General features: G+C 69.7%; 21 protein-coding genes and 1 pseudogene. 11 read left to right on the top strand and 11 right to left on the bottom strand.

Features of this window, described 5'->3' with window-relative positions:
• Nucleotides 1-28: 28 nt before the first annotated feature.
• Nucleotides 29-439: a peptidase inhibitor family I36 protein gene (locus tag AB0J97_RS22660; protein ID WP_364091634.1), complete on the bottom strand. Its 411-nt coding sequence runs from the start codon at nt 437-439 to the stop codon at nt 29-31.
• A 318-nt stretch (nt 440-757) separates the two neighbouring features.
• Nucleotides 758-1,183: a hypothetical protein gene (locus tag AB0J97_RS22665; protein ID WP_364091636.1), complete on the bottom strand. Its 426-nt coding sequence runs from the start codon at nt 1,181-1,183 to the stop codon at nt 758-760.
• Between the two features lie 248 nt (nt 1,184-1,431).
• Between AB0J97_RS22665 and AB0J97_RS22670 the strand changes: the two are divergent.
• Together AB0J97_RS22670 and AB0J97_RS22675 are read left to right on the top strand one after the other, a co-directional pair.
• Nucleotides 1,432-1,587, top strand: a pseudogene (locus AB0J97_RS22670) (helix-turn-helix domain-containing protein); the annotation flags it as partial.
• A gap of 77 nt (nt 1,588-1,664) precedes the next feature.
• Nucleotides 1,665-2,141, top strand: coding sequence for a hypothetical protein (locus AB0J97_RS22675; protein ID WP_364091638.1), 477 nt, complete (start codon nt 1,665-1,667; stop codon nt 2,139-2,141).
• A 17-nt stretch (nt 2,142-2,158) separates the two neighbouring features.
• Here the strand turns inward: AB0J97_RS22675 and AB0J97_RS22680 are convergent, their stop codons facing one another.
• Nucleotides 2,159-2,380 (bottom strand): hypothetical protein, encoded by a 222-nt coding sequence (locus tag AB0J97_RS22680; protein ID WP_364091640.1) that lies wholly within the window; start codon nt 2,378-2,380, stop codon nt 2,159-2,161.
• 95 nt (nt 2,381-2,475) lie between these two features.
• Here AB0J97_RS22680 and AB0J97_RS22685 point away from each other — a divergent pair, with 95 nt between their 5' ends.
• A complete protein-coding gene (locus AB0J97_RS22685; RefSeq protein WP_364091642.1) occupies nt 2,476-3,051 on the top strand; it encodes a TetR family transcriptional regulator in 576 nt (191 codons plus the stop codon).
• Between the two features lie 58 nt (nt 3,052-3,109).
• Here AB0J97_RS22685 and AB0J97_RS22690 read toward each other — a convergent pair whose 3' ends face one another.
• The 3 genes from AB0J97_RS22690 to AB0J97_RS22700 all read right to left on the bottom strand — a co-directional run bounded on the left by AB0J97_RS22690 (nt 3,110) and on the right by AB0J97_RS22700 (nt 5,284).
• Entirely contained in the window at nt 3,110-3,532 is a 423-nt protein-coding gene (locus tag AB0J97_RS22690) for a DUF4267 domain-containing protein (protein ID WP_364091644.1), read from the bottom strand.
• 28 nt (nt 3,533-3,560) lie between these two features.
• Nucleotides 3,561-4,043 (bottom strand): cupin domain-containing protein, encoded by a 483-nt coding sequence (locus AB0J97_RS22695; protein ID WP_364091646.1) that lies wholly within the window; start codon nt 4,041-4,043, stop codon nt 3,561-3,563.
• A gap of 71 nt (nt 4,044-4,114) precedes the next feature.
• On the bottom strand, nt 4,115-5,284 hold the full coding sequence (locus tag AB0J97_RS22700; RefSeq protein ID WP_364091648.1) for an FAD-dependent monooxygenase: 1,170 nt from the start codon (nt 5,282-5,284) through the stop codon (nt 4,115-4,117).
• Between the two features lie 59 nt (nt 5,285-5,343).
• Between AB0J97_RS22700 and AB0J97_RS22705 the strand changes: the two genes are divergently transcribed.
• Nucleotides 5,344-5,886 (top strand): TetR/AcrR family transcriptional regulator, encoded by a 543-nt coding sequence (locus AB0J97_RS22705; protein ID WP_364091650.1) that lies wholly within the window; start codon nt 5,344-5,346, stop codon nt 5,884-5,886.
• Between the two features lie 90 nt (nt 5,887-5,976).
• On the opposite strand, the gene AB0J97_RS22710 is transcribed toward AB0J97_RS22705, so the two are convergent.
• Complete coding sequence (locus AB0J97_RS22710; RefSeq protein WP_364091651.1) at nt 5,977-6,741, bottom strand: GNAT family N-acetyltransferase; 765 nt, start codon at nt 6,739-6,741, stop codon at nt 5,977-5,979.
• Nucleotides 6,742-6,838: 97 nt separating this feature from the next.
• Here AB0J97_RS22710 and AB0J97_RS22715 point away from each other — a divergent pair, with 97 nt between their 5' ends.
• Complete coding sequence (locus AB0J97_RS22715) at nt 6,839-7,573, top strand: TetR/AcrR family transcriptional regulator (RefSeq protein WP_364091653.1); 735 nt, start codon at nt 6,839-6,841, stop codon at nt 7,571-7,573.
• A 58-nt stretch (nt 7,574-7,631) separates the two neighbouring features.
• On the opposite strand, the gene AB0J97_RS22720 is transcribed toward AB0J97_RS22715, so the two are convergent.
• The 3 genes from AB0J97_RS22720 to AB0J97_RS22730 form a co-directional block, all read right to left on the bottom strand.
• Nucleotides 7,632-7,901: a hypothetical protein gene (locus tag AB0J97_RS22720; protein WP_364091656.1), complete on the bottom strand. Its 270-nt coding sequence runs from the start codon at nt 7,899-7,901 to the stop codon at nt 7,632-7,634.
• 13 nt (nt 7,902-7,914) lie between these two features.
• Nucleotides 7,915-8,532: an LLM class flavin-dependent oxidoreductase gene (locus AB0J97_RS22725; RefSeq protein WP_364091658.1), complete on the bottom strand. Its 618-nt coding sequence runs from the start codon at nt 8,530-8,532 to the stop codon at nt 7,915-7,917.
• Nucleotides 8,533-8,625: 93 nt separating this feature from the next.
• Entirely contained in the window at nt 8,626-9,231 is a 606-nt protein-coding gene (locus tag AB0J97_RS22730; protein WP_364091660.1) for an XRE family transcriptional regulator, read from the bottom strand.
• Nucleotides 9,232-9,346: 115 nt separating this feature from the next.
• On the opposite strand from AB0J97_RS22730, the gene AB0J97_RS22735 reads away from it, so the two are divergent.
• On the top strand, nt 9,347-10,165 hold the full coding sequence (locus AB0J97_RS22735; protein ID WP_364091661.1) for an MBL fold metallo-hydrolase: 819 nt from the start codon (nt 9,347-9,349) through the stop codon (nt 10,163-10,165).
• Between the two features lie 214 nt (nt 10,166-10,379).
• Here AB0J97_RS22735 and AB0J97_RS22740 read toward each other — a convergent pair whose 3' ends face one another.
• Nucleotides 10,380-11,312 (bottom strand): hypothetical protein, encoded by a 933-nt coding sequence (locus tag AB0J97_RS22740; RefSeq protein ID WP_364091663.1) that lies wholly within the window; start codon nt 11,310-11,312, stop codon nt 10,380-10,382.
• A gap of 135 nt (nt 11,313-11,447) precedes the next feature.
• Between AB0J97_RS22740 and AB0J97_RS22745 the strand changes: the two genes are divergently transcribed.
• The 5 genes from AB0J97_RS22745 to AB0J97_RS22765 all read left to right on the top strand — a co-directional run bounded on the left by AB0J97_RS22745 (nt 11,448) and on the right by AB0J97_RS22765 (nt 16,547).
• Nucleotides 11,448-11,573, top strand: coding sequence for a hypothetical protein (locus AB0J97_RS22745; protein ID WP_364091665.1), 126 nt, complete (start codon nt 11,448-11,450; stop codon nt 11,571-11,573).
• Between the two features lie 241 nt (nt 11,574-11,814).
• Nucleotides 11,815-12,429, top strand: a complete 615-nt coding sequence (locus tag AB0J97_RS22750) for a TetR/AcrR family transcriptional regulator (protein WP_357708409.1) — start codon at nt 11,815-11,817, stop codon at nt 12,427-12,429.
• 160 nt (nt 12,430-12,589) lie between these two features.
• Nucleotides 12,590-13,453: an alpha/beta fold hydrolase gene (locus AB0J97_RS22755; RefSeq protein ID WP_364091666.1), complete on the top strand. Its 864-nt coding sequence runs from the start codon at nt 12,590-12,592 to the stop codon at nt 13,451-13,453.
• 429 nt (nt 13,454-13,882) lie between these two features.
• Complete coding sequence (locus tag AB0J97_RS22760; protein ID WP_364091668.1) at nt 13,883-15,637, top strand: hypothetical protein; 1,755 nt, start codon at nt 13,883-13,885, stop codon at nt 15,635-15,637.
• 151 nt (nt 15,638-15,788) lie between these two features.
• Nucleotides 15,789-16,547, top strand: a complete 759-nt coding sequence (locus AB0J97_RS22765; protein WP_364091670.1) for a hypothetical protein — start codon at nt 15,789-15,791, stop codon at nt 16,545-16,547.
• Nucleotides 16,548-16,568: the final 21 nt, after the last annotated feature.

Raw genomic sequence — 16,568 nt, forward strand, 5'->3', positions numbered from 1 at the left:
GTTCCGCTGGATTATCGGCGGATGCGGACTATGCGGCGCAGTTTTCCTTTCTCCACTGGATCCGGGTGACGGTCACGGGGGAGTCGACCGTTTCGTGTCCCGCCCCGACGTCACCGTCCTCGGCGGGGTGAATGCACTTCGCGTAGGCGGTGCCGCTTGAGTAGACGTATGAGACAAGGACGTGGTCATAGGGGGCGACCACGCCGTTGTTGAAGAAGGATCGGACATTCTTGTACTGGCTGTTGGCCGGGCTGACCGGCCCCCAGTCTTCGTCCGAGCCGATGATGATCCGCCTCCCATCTTCCGTATACATGCAGAAGGATCCCCGTGGGCAGTCGTAGATGCCATCGGGAAGGGGTGCCGCGCTCGCCGGCGACGCGAACGCCAACCCGGCCAGAGAGAGGGCGGCGACGGCTGCCGGGATGAGCCTTTTCAGCATGAGTTCTCCTCGTTCGTTGCCTGAGCAAGCCCAGGTTGGGAAAGGGACGGCCCGCCGAGCGGGTAACGGCAGGCAGGGGCTGGTCTTGGCGGCCGGTGGAATGTCTGCCGGGGTCCCTGGTGGCCGCGCTGGTCGAGTTCGAGCGCCTGAACGCTGAGCTCGGCGGGTGCGCACCGCCATACCGCCAGCGCCCTACCGGACAGCCCAGTCGGCGACCCAGGCCCGGTTGGGGCGGTCCCGGGTCGCGCGGCCTCGGCAGTCCGGTCCGACGGCCTCCGTGGCGTCGGACCGGACCGCTGGATTATCGGCGGATGCGGACTATGCGGCGCAGTTTTCCTTTCTCCACTGGATCCGGGTGACGGTCACGGGGGAGTCGACCGTTTCGTGTCCCGCCCCGAGGTCACCGTCCTCCGCGCGGTGAATGCACTTCGAGAAGGCGGCACCGTTCGAGTAGACGTATGAGACAAGGACGTGGTCATAGGTGGCGACCACGCCGTTGTTGAAGAAGGATCGGACGCCCTTGTACGGGCTGCTGGCCACGCTGACCGGCCCGTAATCTTCGCCCCGGCCGATGCTGATCTTCGTTCCCGCGGAGATGACCTCTGTCGAGTACACGCAGAAGTCTCCGGCCGCGCAGCCGTACTGGGTGGAAGAGGAAAGGCTGTCAGCGCTCGCAGGTGACGCGAACGCCAGCCCTGCCAGGGAGGCGGCGGCGACGGCGGCCGGGATGAGCCTTCTCAGCATGAGTTCTCCTCGCTTGTTGCCTGGGTCGGCCCAGGTCGTGAAACGTCAGCCCGCCGAGCGGATAACGGCAGGCAGGGGCCAGTCTTGGTGGCTGCTGAATTGTCTGGAAGCCCGATTCGCCGCCTGGACAAAACTTGATCAACTCCACCTGGCTGGGTACGTTGTGCTGGTTTGCCCGTATTCGGGGATATGGGGGATCGTGTGAACGACCGGTCGATCCGGCGGACGGCCCGGTAGCCGCCTTCGCCGTGGCACTGCGCAAGCTCCGGCATGAGGCAGGCGGCCCGTCCTTTCGCGCGATGGCCGCGAGGGTGCCGTGTTCGGCCGCCACTCTGGCGCAGGCCGCCGCTGGGGATCGGTTGCCGACCCTGCCGGTCGCCCTGGCCTATGTGCAGGCGTGCGGCGGGGACAGCCAGCAGTGGCGGACCCGGTGGGAGGAGGCTCTCGCCGCCGTCCGTGAGTCCACCGCCAGGGACGGGAGGTGGCGCGGGCGCCGTATCGGGGACTGGCCAGGTTCGAGACCGCCGATCAGGCGTACTTCTCCGGCCGGACCGGCTTGGTCGAGCGGGTGGCCGAGCTGGTGGACGCGCATCGCCTGGTCCTGGTGGTGGGCCCGTCAGGCTCTGGCAAGTCCTCGCTGCTGCGTGCGGGGCTGGTGCCGAGGCTGCGGCCGCGCGTGGTGCGGGTGGTGACGCCGGGCGCCCATCCGCGGGCGGCGCTGCCGGAGGCCGGCGCAGGCGAGGTGGTCGTGGTCGACCAGTTCGAGGAGACGTTCACGCTGTGCCAGGACCCGGGCGAACAACGGGCGTTCATCGACGCCCTGGTCAATGATCAGGGCGGCCGGGTGGTGCTGGCCGTCCGCGCGGATCACGCGGTCGTCCTCAATGTGGTGACCAGGACCTATGGACAGGTGGCGCCACGAAAGAGCAGGTCACATGCAGACGACTTCGAAAACTGACACTTGGTCTTCCGGCGTCAGCGGGGGCGCCGGTGAAAGCGGGTGTGGACGCGGAGGAGGCCGGGGACGATGGCGTACACCACGGCGGGGACCACGATGCCGGTGAGGACGAGGGTGCGCAGCGGAAGCGGCAGCGGTGCGAGGACGGGCCCCATCACCACCTGGACCAGCATGATCATCGAATAGACCGACAGCCAGGTGATCGCGGCGCGACGGTGAACGGAGGGAGCGGGAGTCATGATCAAGCCTTTCGAAGTGTATTTCCAACTCACTGGTTGGATACTGGCATGACAGACTCCAACTGTCCAGTTGGATTTTCGGCTATGCTTCGGCCATGGCCTGGAACACGGAGAGGACGCGGCAGCTCCTGCTGGACGCGGCGGTGCAGGAGTTCGCCGACCACGGCCCGGAGGCGGCCCGGCTGGATCGGGTGGCCGCCGCCGCAGGCGTCAACAAGGAGCGCATCTACCAGTACTTCGGCAACAAGGAGCAACTGTTCGCCGCCGTGCTGACCTGGGCGCTGAAACAGCTCGCCGAGGCCGTGCCGCTGGACGACGCCCTGGCCGGCGACCTGCCGGAGTACGCCGGCCGCGTGTACGACTACCACCGTGAGCATCCGCAGTTCATCCGTCTGCTGCACTGGGAGGGGCTGCACCGCGCCGCCGGCCCCATCGCGGCGGGGGAGCAGCGCGGCGCCCACTACGCCTCCAAGCTGGCAGCGCTCGCCGCCGCCCAGAAGGCGGGTGCCCTGAACGCGGACTTCGCGCCCAGCGAACTGCTCCACGCTGTGATCGCCCTGGCCGGATGGTGGTACGCCACGCCGCAGCTCGTTCACATGATCATGGGACAGAACGGCGCGGACAACGCTCGCGACACCCTCGTCCGCCTGGTCGCCAAGATCGTCGCGTGACGCCACCCCACAGCCCGCCCCAAACGCGGGGGAACGCCACGCCGGTGGGGCCGGCCCGTCAAGCGACGGGTCGTGGTGACCCGGTCCGGGAACCGCTGAGCAACAGGCCCCCGGCGAGGACGACCGCCGCGGCGGTGGCGCCGTGCACGCCGAAGGCGGTTGCGGGGTCTCCACCGGAGAGCAGCACGATGAACATGTCGCCGATCGGGGTGAGCGCCGCAGCCAGCATCACCCACCCCAGGACCCGGCGGTGACCAGTCATCAGGACCGCGAGAATCACCAGGCCGGACGCCAGATCCCGGACTCCCTTGACGGCAAGGAATCCCGCACCCTCGCCATGCGGCCAGCTCGGCAGGCCGAAGTTGGGCGCCATGGATTGAGGGGCCAGCAGATAGCTCACCCCGACATAGCCGATGAACAGGGCGCCGACGAAAGCGAGAAAAACACCGACAGTGGTACGAGATGGCACCTTTGCTGACATCAGAACATCTCCTTCAAAGCTGATGGGGTCAGGACGCCTGGCGGTCGCGGGTCCAGGCGGGGCTGTCGAGGAAGTGGTTGTCGTAAAGGTCCTGGGAGGCCAGCAGTTCCTCGAGCGTGGCCTCGCCTTTGCGTAGGCGGTCGAGCAGGCGGAAGTACTCGAAGCGCTGAATGCCAGGGGCGACGATGATGAGAAGGTCGGCTGTGCAGCCGGGGGCCGCGGCGAAGGCATGGGGCGTCAACGGGGGCACGGACGCCACGTCGCCCGCCTCCAAGGTCACGATCTCCTCGCCTGCCAGGACGCGCGCCCTGCCGTCCAGGATGTAGAAGAGTTCGGTCGAGGTGGCGTGGTGGTGGGGCATGGCGCCGTCGGCGCCGTCAGCGAGCGTCATCCTGATGGTGCTCAGCGCGCCGCCGGTGTCGCTGGAGTCGAGCAGCAGTCGTCCGGTGGCGGTGGGCGAGATGATGGTCTCGGCGTCGATCTCGCGGACGACTGCCGTTTCTACGATCATTGACAAGTCAGGCTCACTTCGAGGGCAGGGGACACGAGTCGTTTCTGCGCAGGCTCGCGGGCCGCGAGGTGTCACCAGGTGGGCAGGTCGATGGCGGTGGCGGCGCGGTGGATGGGCTCGACGACCTTGGCCATGATCCGGTCCTTGCCGGGCAGCAGGCCGACCAGGCGCAGCATCAGCATCGACAGGCGCACCTGGGAACGGCTCGACAGGACCATCCGTTTGATGTTGGCGGTGCCCAGGGCCTGGTTGGCCTCGACGAAGGAGCGCATCCGCGCCTCGTACGCGGGGAAGGCGATGGTGTGGTCGCCGCCGGCCCGTTTGAGCTCGGCCGCCAGCACGTACGCGCCGACCAGCGCGAGGCTGGTGCCTTGGCCGGAGGCGGGCGAGGCGCAGTAGGCCGCGTCGCCGACCAGCGCGACCGGGCCGGCGTGCCAGGTGTCCATGCGCACCTGGCTCATGGAGTCGAAGTAGAAGTCGGGCGCGCCGGTCATGGCCTCCAGCAGGCGCGGCACCTCCCAGCCTGATCCGCGGTAGGCGTCGGCCAGGGCCTGCTGCTGCTCGGCGCGGTCGCCTGCCCTGCCGGCGGCGGCCCACAGGAACATGGCCTTCGCGCCGGTGTCCTGGCGGGTGCTGTAGAGCAGCGCCGTGCGGCCGGGGCCGACGTAGGTGAGTTCCTCGCGGTCGAGCCCGAGGTGGTTGGGCACGCTGAAGATCGAGACGTTGTAGCCCATGTCGTGGACGTAGCGCTCCTCGGGCCCGAAGGCCAGGGCGCGGGTGTTGGAGTGCAGTCCGTCGGCGCCGATGACGAGGTCGAAGTCGCGGACGAGCCCGCCGGCGAAGGTGACCCGGGTGCCGTCGATGGCGGCGATGGAGTCGCCGAAGACGTACTCGACGCCGTCAGTCGCCTCGTGGAGGAGCCGGACGAGGTCGCCGCGGTGCAGTTCGGCGTCCTGGTGGACGCGGCCGCCGAAGCTGTCGCCGTCCATGCTGGCCACCTTGCGGCCCTCGCCGTCGACGACCGAGCCGGTGCGGACGTCGGTGCGGAGGGCACGGATCTCCTCCAGCAGGCCCATCTTCTCGACGACGTCGAGGGCGGCGCCCCGGATGTCGACCTTGTAGCCGCCTTCGCGGACGTCGGTGGCGCGCTCGACGACAGTCGGGGTGAAGCCGTGCTCGCGAAGCCAGTAGGCCAGGGTCGTGCCCGCCATGCTGGCGCCGGAGATCAGGATGTTCTTCATGTCCTGAATAGTACGCATGTGTTAGACGCATGTGCAACACGGATGTGTAAGATGGCGTCATGGGAAATCGAGAGGATCTTCTGAACGGCGCCAAGCTCTGCCTCTACGAGAAGGGCTACTTCCACACGACCGCACGTGACATCGCCACCGCGGCCGGGGTCAGCCTGGCGGCGATCGGCTACCACTACGGCACGAAGGACGCGCTGCTCAACGAGGCGGTGGTGGAGGCGATGCAGGAATGGGGCGACGACCTGGGCCGGGCCCTGGCCGAGCCGGGAGACTTCGAGACGACCTGGGCCAAGGTCATCGAGTCCTTCACCCGCGCCAGGCCGCTCTGGGTGATCCAGTTCGAGCTGGTCGCGCACATGGCGCGCACCCCCGAGTTGCGCGAGTCGTTCGCGGAGGCGGGACGGCAGGCCAGGCTGGGGCTGGCGGAGCTGTTCGGCTCCGACTCCGAGAAGGTGGGGGCGGTGATCCAGACGCTGGTGGGCGGCCTGGCGGCGCAGTGGCTGGTGGACCCGGACGGCGCGCCGGCTCCGGCGGACCTGCTGGAGGGCTTGCGGGTCCTGATGGGGCGCGCGCAGGTGCCGTCCGAGCGGTGAGGCCGCGCACCGGTGATGGCCCACCAAGACCAGGGTCTACGAGGAATCCCAGGACCCCGGCCCGGCAGCCGGCCCAGGGTGCGCTGACCGTCACTGCTTCGGCTCGTCGTCGGTGGGCGCACGCCGGTCCCCGGGCACGTCAGCCCCTACGGCCCGGTGCGGCCGGGACTGGTGACGTTCGGCGGACGTCCGCGCTCCGGCCTCCTCGACAGCGCGGCCGGCGCTCCAGATCATCGTCCGCTGGTGGACCCGCCGGCCGTCGTGCCGGAGGCCGGGCACCAGTGGTGCCGGGCCGTGCTCGGCGAAGCCCATGCGCTCGAAGAACCGCACCGCCCGGGCGTTCTCGACCAGGGTCTGCAGGTGGCAGCCGGGAGATCCGGCCTTCCTGAGCCGGTCGAGCCATCGGCTCATCAGCCCGTCGGCGGCGCCGGTCCCTCGCGCCTCGGGTGCCACGTTGATGTGCAGGTGCGCGGGCCACCTGGCGTCGGCGAACTCGCCGACCCCGGGCTGCCTGCGGATCGCGGCCCACGCCAGATCGGCCAGGCTGCGCGCGAAGAAGGCCGCGGGCCTGGGACGGAAGACCAGCCGGTAGGTCCGCATCGCCTGCTCCATGCGCTCGCCCTCGCCGGGGAACCTCGCACTGTCGAGGCATCCCGTCAGGTAGCCCACCAGGGCGCCCCCGGCGACGGCGACGAAGAGCGAGTCCGGCTCCAGCTCCATGTAGGGGTCCAGGTAGACGGCCGCCTCCGAGTCCACGTGCCCCCACAGCGACGCCGTGGGAGCGCCCTCGCCCACGCGCTCGAACAGCCCGCGCAGCTCGGCGCGGTCGCTCGGCGCGAACGTACGGATCTCCATGACGCCTCCCGTTGTATATACGCTCTACTCTGTACGACATACGCAATTACTAGACTATAGGACGTACACAGATTCCGACCGCACGAGAGGATGTTCGATGGCAGAGCTGCCACCCGTCGTGGCGCGGATGTGGGGCCGCGAACCCACCACGCGCAGAGGCCCGAGGCCGCGCCTGGACCTGGCCACGATCACGGCGGCCGCCATCGAGATCGCCGACACCGAGGGGCTGGCCGCCGTCTCCATGAGCAACGTCGCCGCCCAGGTGGGCGTCGCTCCGATGGCGCTCTACCGGTACGTCGGCAACAAGGACGAACTGCTGACCGTCATGGCGGACAGCGCCGTGCCCCCACCGCCTGAACGCGGGAACCTGTCCTGGCGCGACTACCTCGCCACGTGGACCCGGCTCACCCGCGACCTCCTGCTGTCCCGGCCCTGGCTGCTGGACCTGCGCCAGAGCACCCCGCCCATGGGCCCACGGCGACTGCTCTGGCTCGACCGGGCCCTGGATGCGCTGTCCGACACCGGGCTGGGCGACGCCCAGAAGTTCAACGCCGCCACGGTGCTGAGCGGCTACGCTCTCACCGACGCCACCCTCACGCACTCGCTCGGCGCCGGCGGCACGGAGCTCGCGGCCAGGGCCAAGGGGGCCGCCGAGTACGGCGAGACACTCACCGAGGTCCTGGACCCCGCGACGTACCCGGCACTGTCGGCCATGATGCGTTCCGGCCTGCTCAGGGACTCCACCGGCTGGACGGAGGACGCCGACTTCCGGTTCGGCCTCAACCTCCTGCTGGACGGCATAGAGGCCCTGATCGCCCGCCCAGCCCGTTAACCGGCCTTGGCCCCCTCCGGGGCCGCCTCGGCGCATGTGCGGGACGAGGACGATCTGCTCAGGTGAGCAGGCCTGCGAGCTGGGCCATCTCGGCGGGTGGGTCGATCACCGGCTGGATGAGCAGTTCGTCGATGCCGGCCCGTTCCAGGGTGGCGATGCGGGCGCGGAGGTCGTCGCGGGTGCCGACCAGGGTCAGGCTGTTCATCAGCGAGGGCAGGATCAGGTCCCGGTCCTGCGGCGCGATGCGTCCGAGGTAGTCGGGGTAGAGCTTGGTGTGCTGATCGGGTGCGGTGGCGGTGGTGCCGCGCCGGTCGAGCAGTCGCCGCACCGCCTCGCGTTCCTCAGGGCCGAGCCGCTCGGCGAAGGCGCCTGTGTCGGCGGCGGGCGTCGTGCAGCGCGTGCCAGGCGGTGGGGTCGAGCAGGCCGAAGGAGATCAGGCCGGTGCCGCGGCGGCCGGCGACGGCGGCGGCCTTCGGCCCGAGCTGCGCGGCCACGACGAACTCGATCGGGTCGGCCGTGTTCACGTGCGCCCCGGCGTGCAGGAACCGGACGTCGCGCACCCGGTCGCCCTCGCGGTACTCGGTGCTCCGTCCGGCGCACAGGTCCTGAAGGGCGGCGGTGAAGTTCTCCATCGTCGCCGCCGTGGTCGGCCGCATGCCCAGCGTGCGGCGGGCGGTGTTGCCGGTGCCGATCCCGCAGATGATCCGGCCCGGGGCCAGGGCGTTGAGGCTGGCGAACCCGCTCGCGGCGGCCGGGGCCGAGCGCAGCGCCGGTGAGGTCACGCCGATGCCCAGCCTGATGCGGCTGGTGTCCTTCGCGCACAGCCCCAGGGCGATGAAGGGGTCGCCGTGGACCATCGGGGTGTCGTTGACCCAGAAACTGTGCAGGCCCAGCTCCTCGGCCCGCACGGCGAGGTCCTCCACGCCGGGGTGTGCCGTGACCACGACGCCCGCCCGCATCAGACCTCCAAGGCGCAGGGGACCGACCTGAACGTACCCAGCCTGACATCAGACGATGGATCGAGCACGTCCAGGCCGGGAAGCCGCGGCCGATCAGGTTCTGCGCGAGATGAACATGATGTACTCGCAGCGGGCGTTCGTGCGGTTGGCGAAGCCGTGGTCGGCGTCGGCCTGGAGGAACAGGGAGTCGCCCGCGTTCAGGGTCTCGACGATCTCGCCGATCGCGACGGTGAGGGTGCCGTCCAGCACCACGAGCTGCTTCTCCGTGCCCGGCGGATACGCGGGCAGCAGCCCGGTGGAGACCTGCGCGGGCAGGTGGTGGACGATCATCTCGGCGCCTCCCGCGCCCGGGGCCGCTGACACCATGTGCCGCTCGAAGCCGGTCTCCGGGTCACGGAAGATCGGGCGATCGTCCTTGCGCATGACGATGGCCACCCCGGACGCGGCGGCCGGCGCGCCGATCAGGTCCGAGAGCGACGCGTCGAGCGCGTGGGCGATCCTGGACGCGACGCCGATCGTCGGGCTCTTCTCACCGCGTTCGACCTTGGACAACATCGCCCGGCTGACCGACGACTGCGCGGACAGCTGCTCCAGCGTCAGGCCCGCCTCTTCGCGGCGTCGCCGCACGTTGCCGCCGAACGCGCCGGCCAGGTCGTCACCGTGCTCTGGTCCGGCCGCGTTGCCGTGTTGCTCGATCACCGTGCTCCTCGATCGATGGGTACGTCGCTGTGCACAGTGTAGGGTTTCTTCTAAAGAAGATAGAGTCTTCTATTGAAGACGGGCGGGCTGTGCGCCCAGCACGACGGAGGTTTCCATGCGTCTGATGTCGAGTGGCCGGCTCTATGCCACGTTCGAATTCGGCGATCTACAGGTGGTCTCGTTGCGGGACGGGTACATCGACATGCCCCCGACACGGCTCCGCGACGAGGACGGGCGCACGCTCCACGAGCTGCCGGCCGCCGTCCCGCTGGCCGGGGACAACCTGCGCCTGGCGGTCAACGCCTTCTTCGTCACCGACGGCACGCGGTCGCTGCTCGTCGACACCGGCGCGTCCGACGTCTGGCACGACCCCACCATGGGGCTGATCTACGACGCGCTCGACGAGGCGGGGATCGACCGCGCGCAGGTCACCGACGTGGCCATCACCCACAACCACGAGGACCACGTGAGTGGCCTGATCACGCCGGAAGGTGCGGAGGCGTTCCCCGGACTCGAACGCGTGTGGATCGGCGCGGGCGACACCTCGGTGTTCAGGGGGCGGCTGGAGCCGATCCGCGACCGGGTCGTGCCGGTGTCGGAGAAGGTGGCGATCAACGACTGGGCCACCGCGATCCCGACACCGGGCCACACGCCCGGTCACACCGTCTACGAGGTCAGGAGCGGCGCCGGCCGCCTTCTCGTCTGGGGCGACACCGTTCATGTGCCCACGCTCCAGTTCGACCGGCCGAAGGTGTCGTGGGAGTTCGACGGCGACCAGTCCCAGGCCCGCGCCGCACGAGCGGACCTCCTGGAACAGCTGATCCGGCCGCAGCACTTCGTGGCGGGCGCCCACCTCGACTCACCCGGCATCGCCCGCGTGAGCCCGTCCGGCGAGGGTTATGCGCTGGAGTACCTGGCACCACCGATCGGCTGATCGAATCTGGCGCCGCGCCCGCGACGGCGGCCAAGACGGGCAGTGAGTTCGATGTCGCGGTGCCCGTCCTGGGGCCGCTTGATCGCTGGCGGACGTGGCGGTCGCCGGGTTGACTGCACTGGCGACCACTCTGCCCGTGCCCGCCGACCTGGCCCACCTGGTGGCGGGGAAGTGGTGCCGAGAGGGTTGCCGCATCCCGCCGTCGATCTGCTGGTCATGCCTGACGGAACAGGCCGGCCGGTCCGGAGACACGCGTCCGGCGGGGACCGCTGCCCGGGGGCGGCCCCCTGGTCGGAGTGCGGCTGCGACCGGGGACGGTAACCGGTCTGTTCGGCGTCGCGGCACGCGGTGGGCGCGCCGCCGGCCGCGTTGCTGCCGGATGGCCGTTCCCTCCAAGCCGTGACCGGCCGAGGTCAAGCAGGTGCTCACCGACCACCCGGTGTTCACGCCGACGGCGGCCGACGCGGCGTTCACGAGTCCCGGCGGCCGGGGCCCTGTCGATCGGCTGGGCATGCTGGTCCAGCTCCGCACGCTGCCTGGCCCGTGTCGTGGAGCGGCTGGGCGTGCCGCCCTCAGGCTCGTCTCGGTGCTGAAACCTGTCTCGCTCACCTCGGTCGCCGGCACGATCGCGGCCTGGCCGGCGACGGGAGAGATCGTGCCGTCGGTGAGGACCACCACGCCGCGCTCGCGGCCGGCCGGACATGGTGACGTTCCTCGACGCGCTGACGTCGCCCTGGGTGCCGTCGCCGAACAACACCGTCGCGGCGGTGTTGTCGGCTCTGCGGATGTGGAAGGTGCTGCTCTGCTGCCGGCAGACGGCGAGGTTGTCGTACTCGACGTTCTCGTAACGGCCGGTCACGGGCAGGCCGCCGGCCTGGCCGAACGGGACGTTGACCCCGCTGCGGGAGATCACCGGCGATCCAGCGCCGGCATCGGTGCGGGTCGTCATGCTGACCACCTTGGGCCTGGACGAATACGTCTTCGAGGCGTTGCGGGACGGCGCCAGCGGAATCGTGCTCAAGGACGCCGACCCGGCCGAGCTGTTACAGGCGGTGCGCGTGGTGGCCCGGGGCGAGTCGCTGCTGTCCCCGTCGATCACCCTTAGCGTGATCTCCCAGTTCGCGCGGCGCACCCCCTCGGTGATCACGCATCCAGGCACCAAAGGCCTGACCGAACGCCGCGCCCGCGACAGGGCGACGATAGGGGTGTGCACCTGCATCACCAGGGGAGACGACCAGCATGTCGCCACCGCCACCCCAGCAGTGGATCCACCACACCACCGATGGCGCGGCGGGCGAGCTACACCCCGGTCCTCGACCGCAACCGCGCCGTCATCACCTTCCGGCTCACCTGGTGCCAGACCAAGAAGCACTGGGCCGCGCCGTTGGTCCCGGCCGATGCCGAGTGACGCAAGGAGAGCGCCGACGAGGACCGCGCAGCGGATTCGACTTCGAGGTGCTGGGTCCGCCGGAGCTGGCCCCGGTGCTGCGCGAGGGCCGCGACCGCCTCGACCGGGCCGCGGCCTCGTCTGGTTGACGAGGGTTGTGGCGGCAACGGCGGAGCTGACGGGGTGCCCTCCGCGGTGTGCCTGGCCAGCCTCTATCCAATATGTTAACCATGGTTCCCGTTTCTTTCAGAGAGGTACGTACGTGGCCGAGTCCGACGAGCTGGAATCCCTCATCTCGCAGGGGCGCAAACACGGGGTGCGCAAGCGGGTCATCCTGCTGCAGGCCGCCCGGCTCTTCGTGGAGCGTGGTTACGCCGATACCGGGATCGACGACATCGGGGCCGCGGTGGGCATCTCCGGCCCCGCGGTCTACCGGCACTTCCCCGGCAAGCAGGCCATCCTCCTCGCCCTGATCGAGTTGTCGCTGGAACGCCTTCAGGAGGGGACGCAAGCCGCGCTGGCCGACCGGGACCGGGACCCGCAGGAGGCGCTGATCGCCCTGGTGGACTGGTTCTCCCGGTCGTCCGTCGAGAACCGGAGTCTGACTCTGATCATGCAGGCCGAGCTGCTGTGGCTGCCGGAGCAGGATCGGCGGCGACTCAACCGCCAGATGCGGCAGATACGTGAGGAGTGGGTCGGGCTGCTGATCGAGGTACGGCCGGAGCTGTCGGACCTCGCGGCGCGGATCGCCGTCACCTCCGTCATGGGGATGGTGACGGCGGTGCTCGCCGCCCGGCTGAGCGACGACGTCCGGGCGCTGAGTGTGCACCTGCGGGCCCAGATGCTCGCCGTCCTGCATGTGCCGGCTGGGTTGTGACGGCTCTGGATCAAGCAAAAAGTTAATCTGTATATACTTTTTGCCATGGGAGGGCGCCGTGGGAGCGGACTCGGCGCACGGTCCGTGAGCGCTCGTCCTCTTACGGGACGTCGTAGCGCCAGTCGTCGCCACTGGTGCGAGCCAGAACGAGGGGCAGAACATGATGGAACGCATAGTCGAGGCCAACGGGATCCGTTTGTGGTGCGAGACGTTCGGTGATCCCGCCGACCCCGCGCTGCTGCTCGTGATGGGGCTCGGTGCCCGGGGCGCCACCTGGCCCGACGAGCTCTGCCGGCTTCTCCAGGAGGGAGGCCGGTCCGTCATCCGCTACGACAACCGGGACACCGGGCTGTCCGGCTGCGTGGATTACGAGGCCAACCCCTACACCATGGTCGACCTCGCCCAGGACGCGGTCGGCCTGCTCGACGGCTTGGGCATCGCCACGGCGGACGTGGTCGGCGCGTCGATGGGCGGCATGATCGCCCAGGAGATCGCGCTCGAACACGCTGACCGGCTGCGCACCCTGACGGTCATCATGTCGAGCGCCGAGCCCCTCGACCCCGCGACCAACACCTTCCGGGGCACGGTACGCGATCCACGGCTGGCCGCCTGGGACGCCGAACAGATCGCCAATCCGCCCAGCACCCGGGAGGAGCACGTCGAGTCGCATCTCAAGCTGGCGCGCATTCTCGCCGGACGGCTGACGGCGTTCGACGAGGCGGCCACGCGCGCGATCATCGAGCGGGAGATCGAGAACGCCACCGATGCGGGCCACGCCTCGAAGAACCACATCCTCGCGGCCTTCGCCTCCCGCGACCGTTCCGGGCTTGTCGGCTCGATCACCGCTCCGACTCTGGTGATTCACGGCTCGGACGACCCCATGGCGCCCTTCGCTCATGGCCAGGCCCTGGCCGCGGCGATTCCCGGCAGCGAGTTCCTGCCCATCGAGGGAATGGGGCACGGGTTCCCGCCGCCGGTGATTCCTCGGATCTCCGCCGCGATCCTCCGGCACACCGGGCGATAGCCGACAACCGTCGATCGCGGGGAGCGGCCCGCGTACGGCAGGTCGTGCCTCCTCGACGTTCTACGCCCGCACTGCTCGATGCTGCGTTCCGCAGCTCGTGTTCGACGGGGAGACACGCCCGGTTCGCGGGACGGGCGTTAAGGCTTTGGGCGAAGCCGGGCACAACTGATCGGACCGACCCGCCTTCGGGGAAGCGCGGAACCCGGCGGCCGAGCAGTGCGCTCGCCGGGGGACGTTGACGTGTCACCAGATCACTCCCCGCAACTGGCCGATGTCTGCCTTCCCCTGCCACGGGCAGGGACAAAGGACCCATGACGGACGTGGTGGTGCGGCGGCCTGTCGTAGGAGAGGTGGCGGCCAGTCGGCGGAGAAACGGCTTCCTCCCTGAGCAGGAGGACCCGCAGATGAGTGCCGCTCATAGTTGACGGCATGTCACGAAGATTCTTACCTGGGCCACTGCCACGTGCGCTGGCAGGCGCAGCACTCTCCCTGGCCCTGGTCGCGACCTCCGGCTTCACACCCGCGCACGCCGCCCCCATCACCGATGTCCCGCTGCTCGACGACTACGACGCGGAATCGCTCGCGAACCTCCCCGCCGTCGGCGGCCTGGAGTACCTGAAGCAGCGATACGCGCCGACCGACACCTGCCCGCCGGTCGGGACCGGGCCGGGCGGGCCGCCGTTCTGGGGGGACGACAAGCCCGCCCAGTTCCGCCAGGGCGTCCCGCTGCCCGGACAGAGGGTCGTGAAGATCGTCATCAATGGCGACTCGTACATGTCGGGGGAGGGGGCGGGACTCTACTACAACAAGCGCGGCTTCCTGCCCGAACCCATGCGCTTCCTTCCCGGTCCCAACGGCGGCCGCGTCCCGGCGGAGGGTCACACCGAGGCCGACTACGACGAGGACTTCCGTCACCGTTCGGCCGACGCCGCGGTCCTGCAGGCCATCGACCTGCTGCGCCGCGCCAATCCCGAGGTCTTCTTCGACGTCCGTTTCAACGCCTCCTCCGGCGCGGCCACCGAGCACTTCTTCGTGGGCCAGAACGACCACGGCCGCGTCAACCCGCCGCAGAACGAGGGGCTGGACGCCGCCACCGACCTGGTGATCTCCGGCTTCGGCGGCAACGACGCCCGCTTCGGGCCCATGCTGACCGCCATACTCGCGAAGAACATCGGCCTCCGGAACAGCATCGTGGCGGAGGTCGCGCCGCTGCTCGACGTCACCCGCACCTCCGAGCAGGAATGGGCGGACTCGGAGCCGCCGCGTCCGCCGTTCGTCCGCCCGCTGACGCAGCCGACGACCCTCTCGGCGCGTCTGGTGCGGCTGGTGCGGGCGATGAACGTCGCCACCAGCGGCAAGGCCAGGATCATGATGGTCAACTATCCCCAGCCCTTGGCGGAAGGTCTCACACCGGGAGGCCTGATGAGGTGGCTGGTGAGCTCGGGGGACCTGGAGCCTCTTCGCACTCTCGGACCTCGGCTGACCGCCTCCATCAAGAAGGCGCAGCAGGTCCTGGCCGACCACGGGATCGCCACCGACATGCTGGACCTCGCGAACGCCTTCGCCGGCCACGAGCTGGGGACCAAGACCCCTTACGTTCGCAGCCTCAGCTGGACTCCCGCCGAGGGAGGGGACGACTTCAACATGACGCAGCAGACAGGGCATCCCAACCAGCAGGGGCAGAAGGCGCTGGCGGGTCACTACGCCCTGATGATCGCGGGTGAGCTGGGGCTGCGCCTCAAGGCGGCCGACGGGGCGCCCCCACCGGCCGGGGCGGCGGAGCCGTGCGACGCCGATCCCAGCGACCGCCACTATCTGCCCGCCACGGCCACCCAGGGCGGCGGATCGAGCGGCGGCACCGGTGGCGGGGGAGGCGGCACCAGCACCCCCCACGTGGGCCCACGCTCGACCATGTGGTTCGTCAACATCGACCCGCCGCCCTTCCACCCGGGTCCCCAGCCCAGCTCACAGCCCAGCGCACAGCCCACCTCGGGAACGGGGACGCCGGACCAGACGCCGCGGTGGACCATCTATCCGGTCGACACCGTCCGGCCGACCAACCCGCCCATCTCCTTCGACCTGACCCAGCCACTGCCCTACCTGTGGCCCGTGCCGACCAATGGAGGAAGCCCGTACCGTTTCGAGTTCGAGGTGAAGATCAACGCCGACCAGCTCCTGAGGTGAGGAGCAGGCACACGGCTCACAAGCCGGGGCGGCGGGAAGCGAAGGCGACCCTCTCCTCGCGGGTCTCCGGTGTGCGCTGAGCTCAGGTTTAAGGTTGCTGAAAGGGCGGTGTCTAACGTTCTGCGCGGCAACGTCAACCGCAAGGAGTGACATGAGGACAATCGCCGCCATCGCCGCCACGCTGATGCTCGCCTCCTCCCCGGCCGCGGCCGAACCCGAGGACAGCGACCGGGAGATCCCCCTGGCGCACATCGAGTACACGACCGGTCTCACCGTGAGCTTCTCCGACAGCCAGCCGTCCGACGAGGTGGGGATGTCCCAGGTCGGGATCATCGGCAGCGCGCCGCTCATCGCCTGGGACCGGAGCAACAGCTACCTGCAGACCTACCTGGAGATCACGCCGCCCGACGTGCCGGTGCCCCAGCGCCTCGTCGAGGACCACGGCGCCGACCTCCCCGCCGAGCTGCGGGGGCGGCGGATCACCAGCGAGCCGGTCACCGTACGCGGCCTGACCGCTCCGGCCGCGGCCGTGCTCTCCGCGTCGTGCACCGCCGAACACTGGGGGTCGCACCTCTGGCACGACAACGCCCAGGCCGGCCTGGCGCCGAAGTCGTACACCACCCTCGACTTCGGCGGCTTCAAGGAGCGTCGCGCGGAGAGCTTCATCTTCAACTGCCTGCCGGTGGGCTCGCCGAGCTCCCTGTGGGCCCGGCACCGGCTGTACTACTGGAACGGCACCAGTTGGTGGAAGCAGGCGGACGAGAAGGTCGCCCCCGGGCACCAGGCGGAAGAGGTCAAGGGCAAGATCAAGCTCCACCGCAGGGTCAGCTACGACGACGGCTGGGGGTCCAGCCCCAACTGCCTCAGCGGAGCCTGCAAGTACACCCGTGAGGGACGTTTCACCAGCTGACAGGTGACCGGCCGCCTGCCG

It is taken from the genome of Nonomuraea sp. NPDC049607 (genome assembly GCF_040675375.1).
Taxonomy (GTDB): Bacteria; Actinomycetota; Actinomycetes; order Streptosporangiales; family Streptosporangiaceae; genus Nonomuraea.

Bases quoted from the DNA above. Each gene is read 5' to 3' on its own strand.
- AB0J97_RS22660 (WP_364091634.1), bottom strand. From the start codon at position 439: ATGCTGAAAAGGCTCATCCCGGCAGCCGTCGCCGCCCTCTCTCTGGCC.
- AB0J97_RS22665 (WP_364091636.1), bottom strand. From the start codon at position 1,183: ATGCTGAGAAGGCTCATCCCGGCCGCCGTCGCCGCCGCCTCCCTGGCA.
- AB0J97_RS22680 (WP_364091640.1), bottom strand. From the start codon at position 2,380: ATGACTCCCGCTCCCTCCGTTCACCGTCGCGCCGCGATCACCTGGCTG.
- AB0J97_RS22685 (WP_364091642.1), top strand. From the start codon at position 2,476: ATGGCCTGGAACACGGAGAGGACGCGGCAGCTCCTGCTGGACGCGGCG.
- AB0J97_RS22690 (WP_364091644.1), bottom strand. From the start codon at position 3,532: ATGTCAGCAAAGGTGCCATCTCGTACCACTGTCGGTGTTTTTCTCGCT.
- AB0J97_RS22695 (WP_364091646.1), bottom strand. From the start codon at position 4,043: ATGATCGTAGAAACGGCAGTCGTCCGCGAGATCGACGCCGAGACCATC.
- AB0J97_RS22700 (WP_364091648.1), bottom strand. From the start codon at position 5,284: ATGAAGAACATCCTGATCTCCGGCGCCAGCATGGCGGGCACGACCCTG.
- AB0J97_RS22705 (WP_364091650.1), top strand. From the start codon at position 5,344: ATGGGAAATCGAGAGGATCTTCTGAACGGCGCCAAGCTCTGCCTCTAC.
- AB0J97_RS22710 (WP_364091651.1), bottom strand. From the start codon at position 6,741: ATGGAGATCCGTACGTTCGCGCCGAGCGACCGCGCCGAGCTGCGCGGG.
- AB0J97_RS22715 (WP_364091653.1), top strand. From the start codon at position 6,839: ATGGCAGAGCTGCCACCCGTCGTGGCGCGGATGTGGGGCCGCGAACCC.
- AB0J97_RS22725 (WP_364091658.1), bottom strand. From the start codon at position 8,532: ATGCGGGCGGGCGTCGTGGTCACGGCACACCCCGGCGTGGAGGACCTC.
- AB0J97_RS22735 (WP_364091661.1), top strand. From the start codon at position 9,347: ATGCGTCTGATGTCGAGTGGCCGGCTCTATGCCACGTTCGAATTCGGC.
- AB0J97_RS22745 (WP_364091665.1), top strand. From the start codon at position 11,448: ATGGCGCGGCGGGCGAGCTACACCCCGGTCCTCGACCGCAACCGCGCC.
- AB0J97_RS22755 (WP_364091666.1), top strand. From the start codon at position 12,590: ATGATGGAACGCATAGTCGAGGCCAACGGGATCCGTTTGTGGTGCGAG.
- AB0J97_RS22760 (WP_364091668.1), top strand. From the start codon at position 13,883: ATGTCACGAAGATTCTTACCTGGGCCACTGCCACGTGCGCTGGCAGGC.
- AB0J97_RS22765 (WP_364091670.1), top strand. From the start codon at position 15,789: ATGAGGACAATCGCCGCCATCGCCGCCACGCTGATGCTCGCCTCCTCC.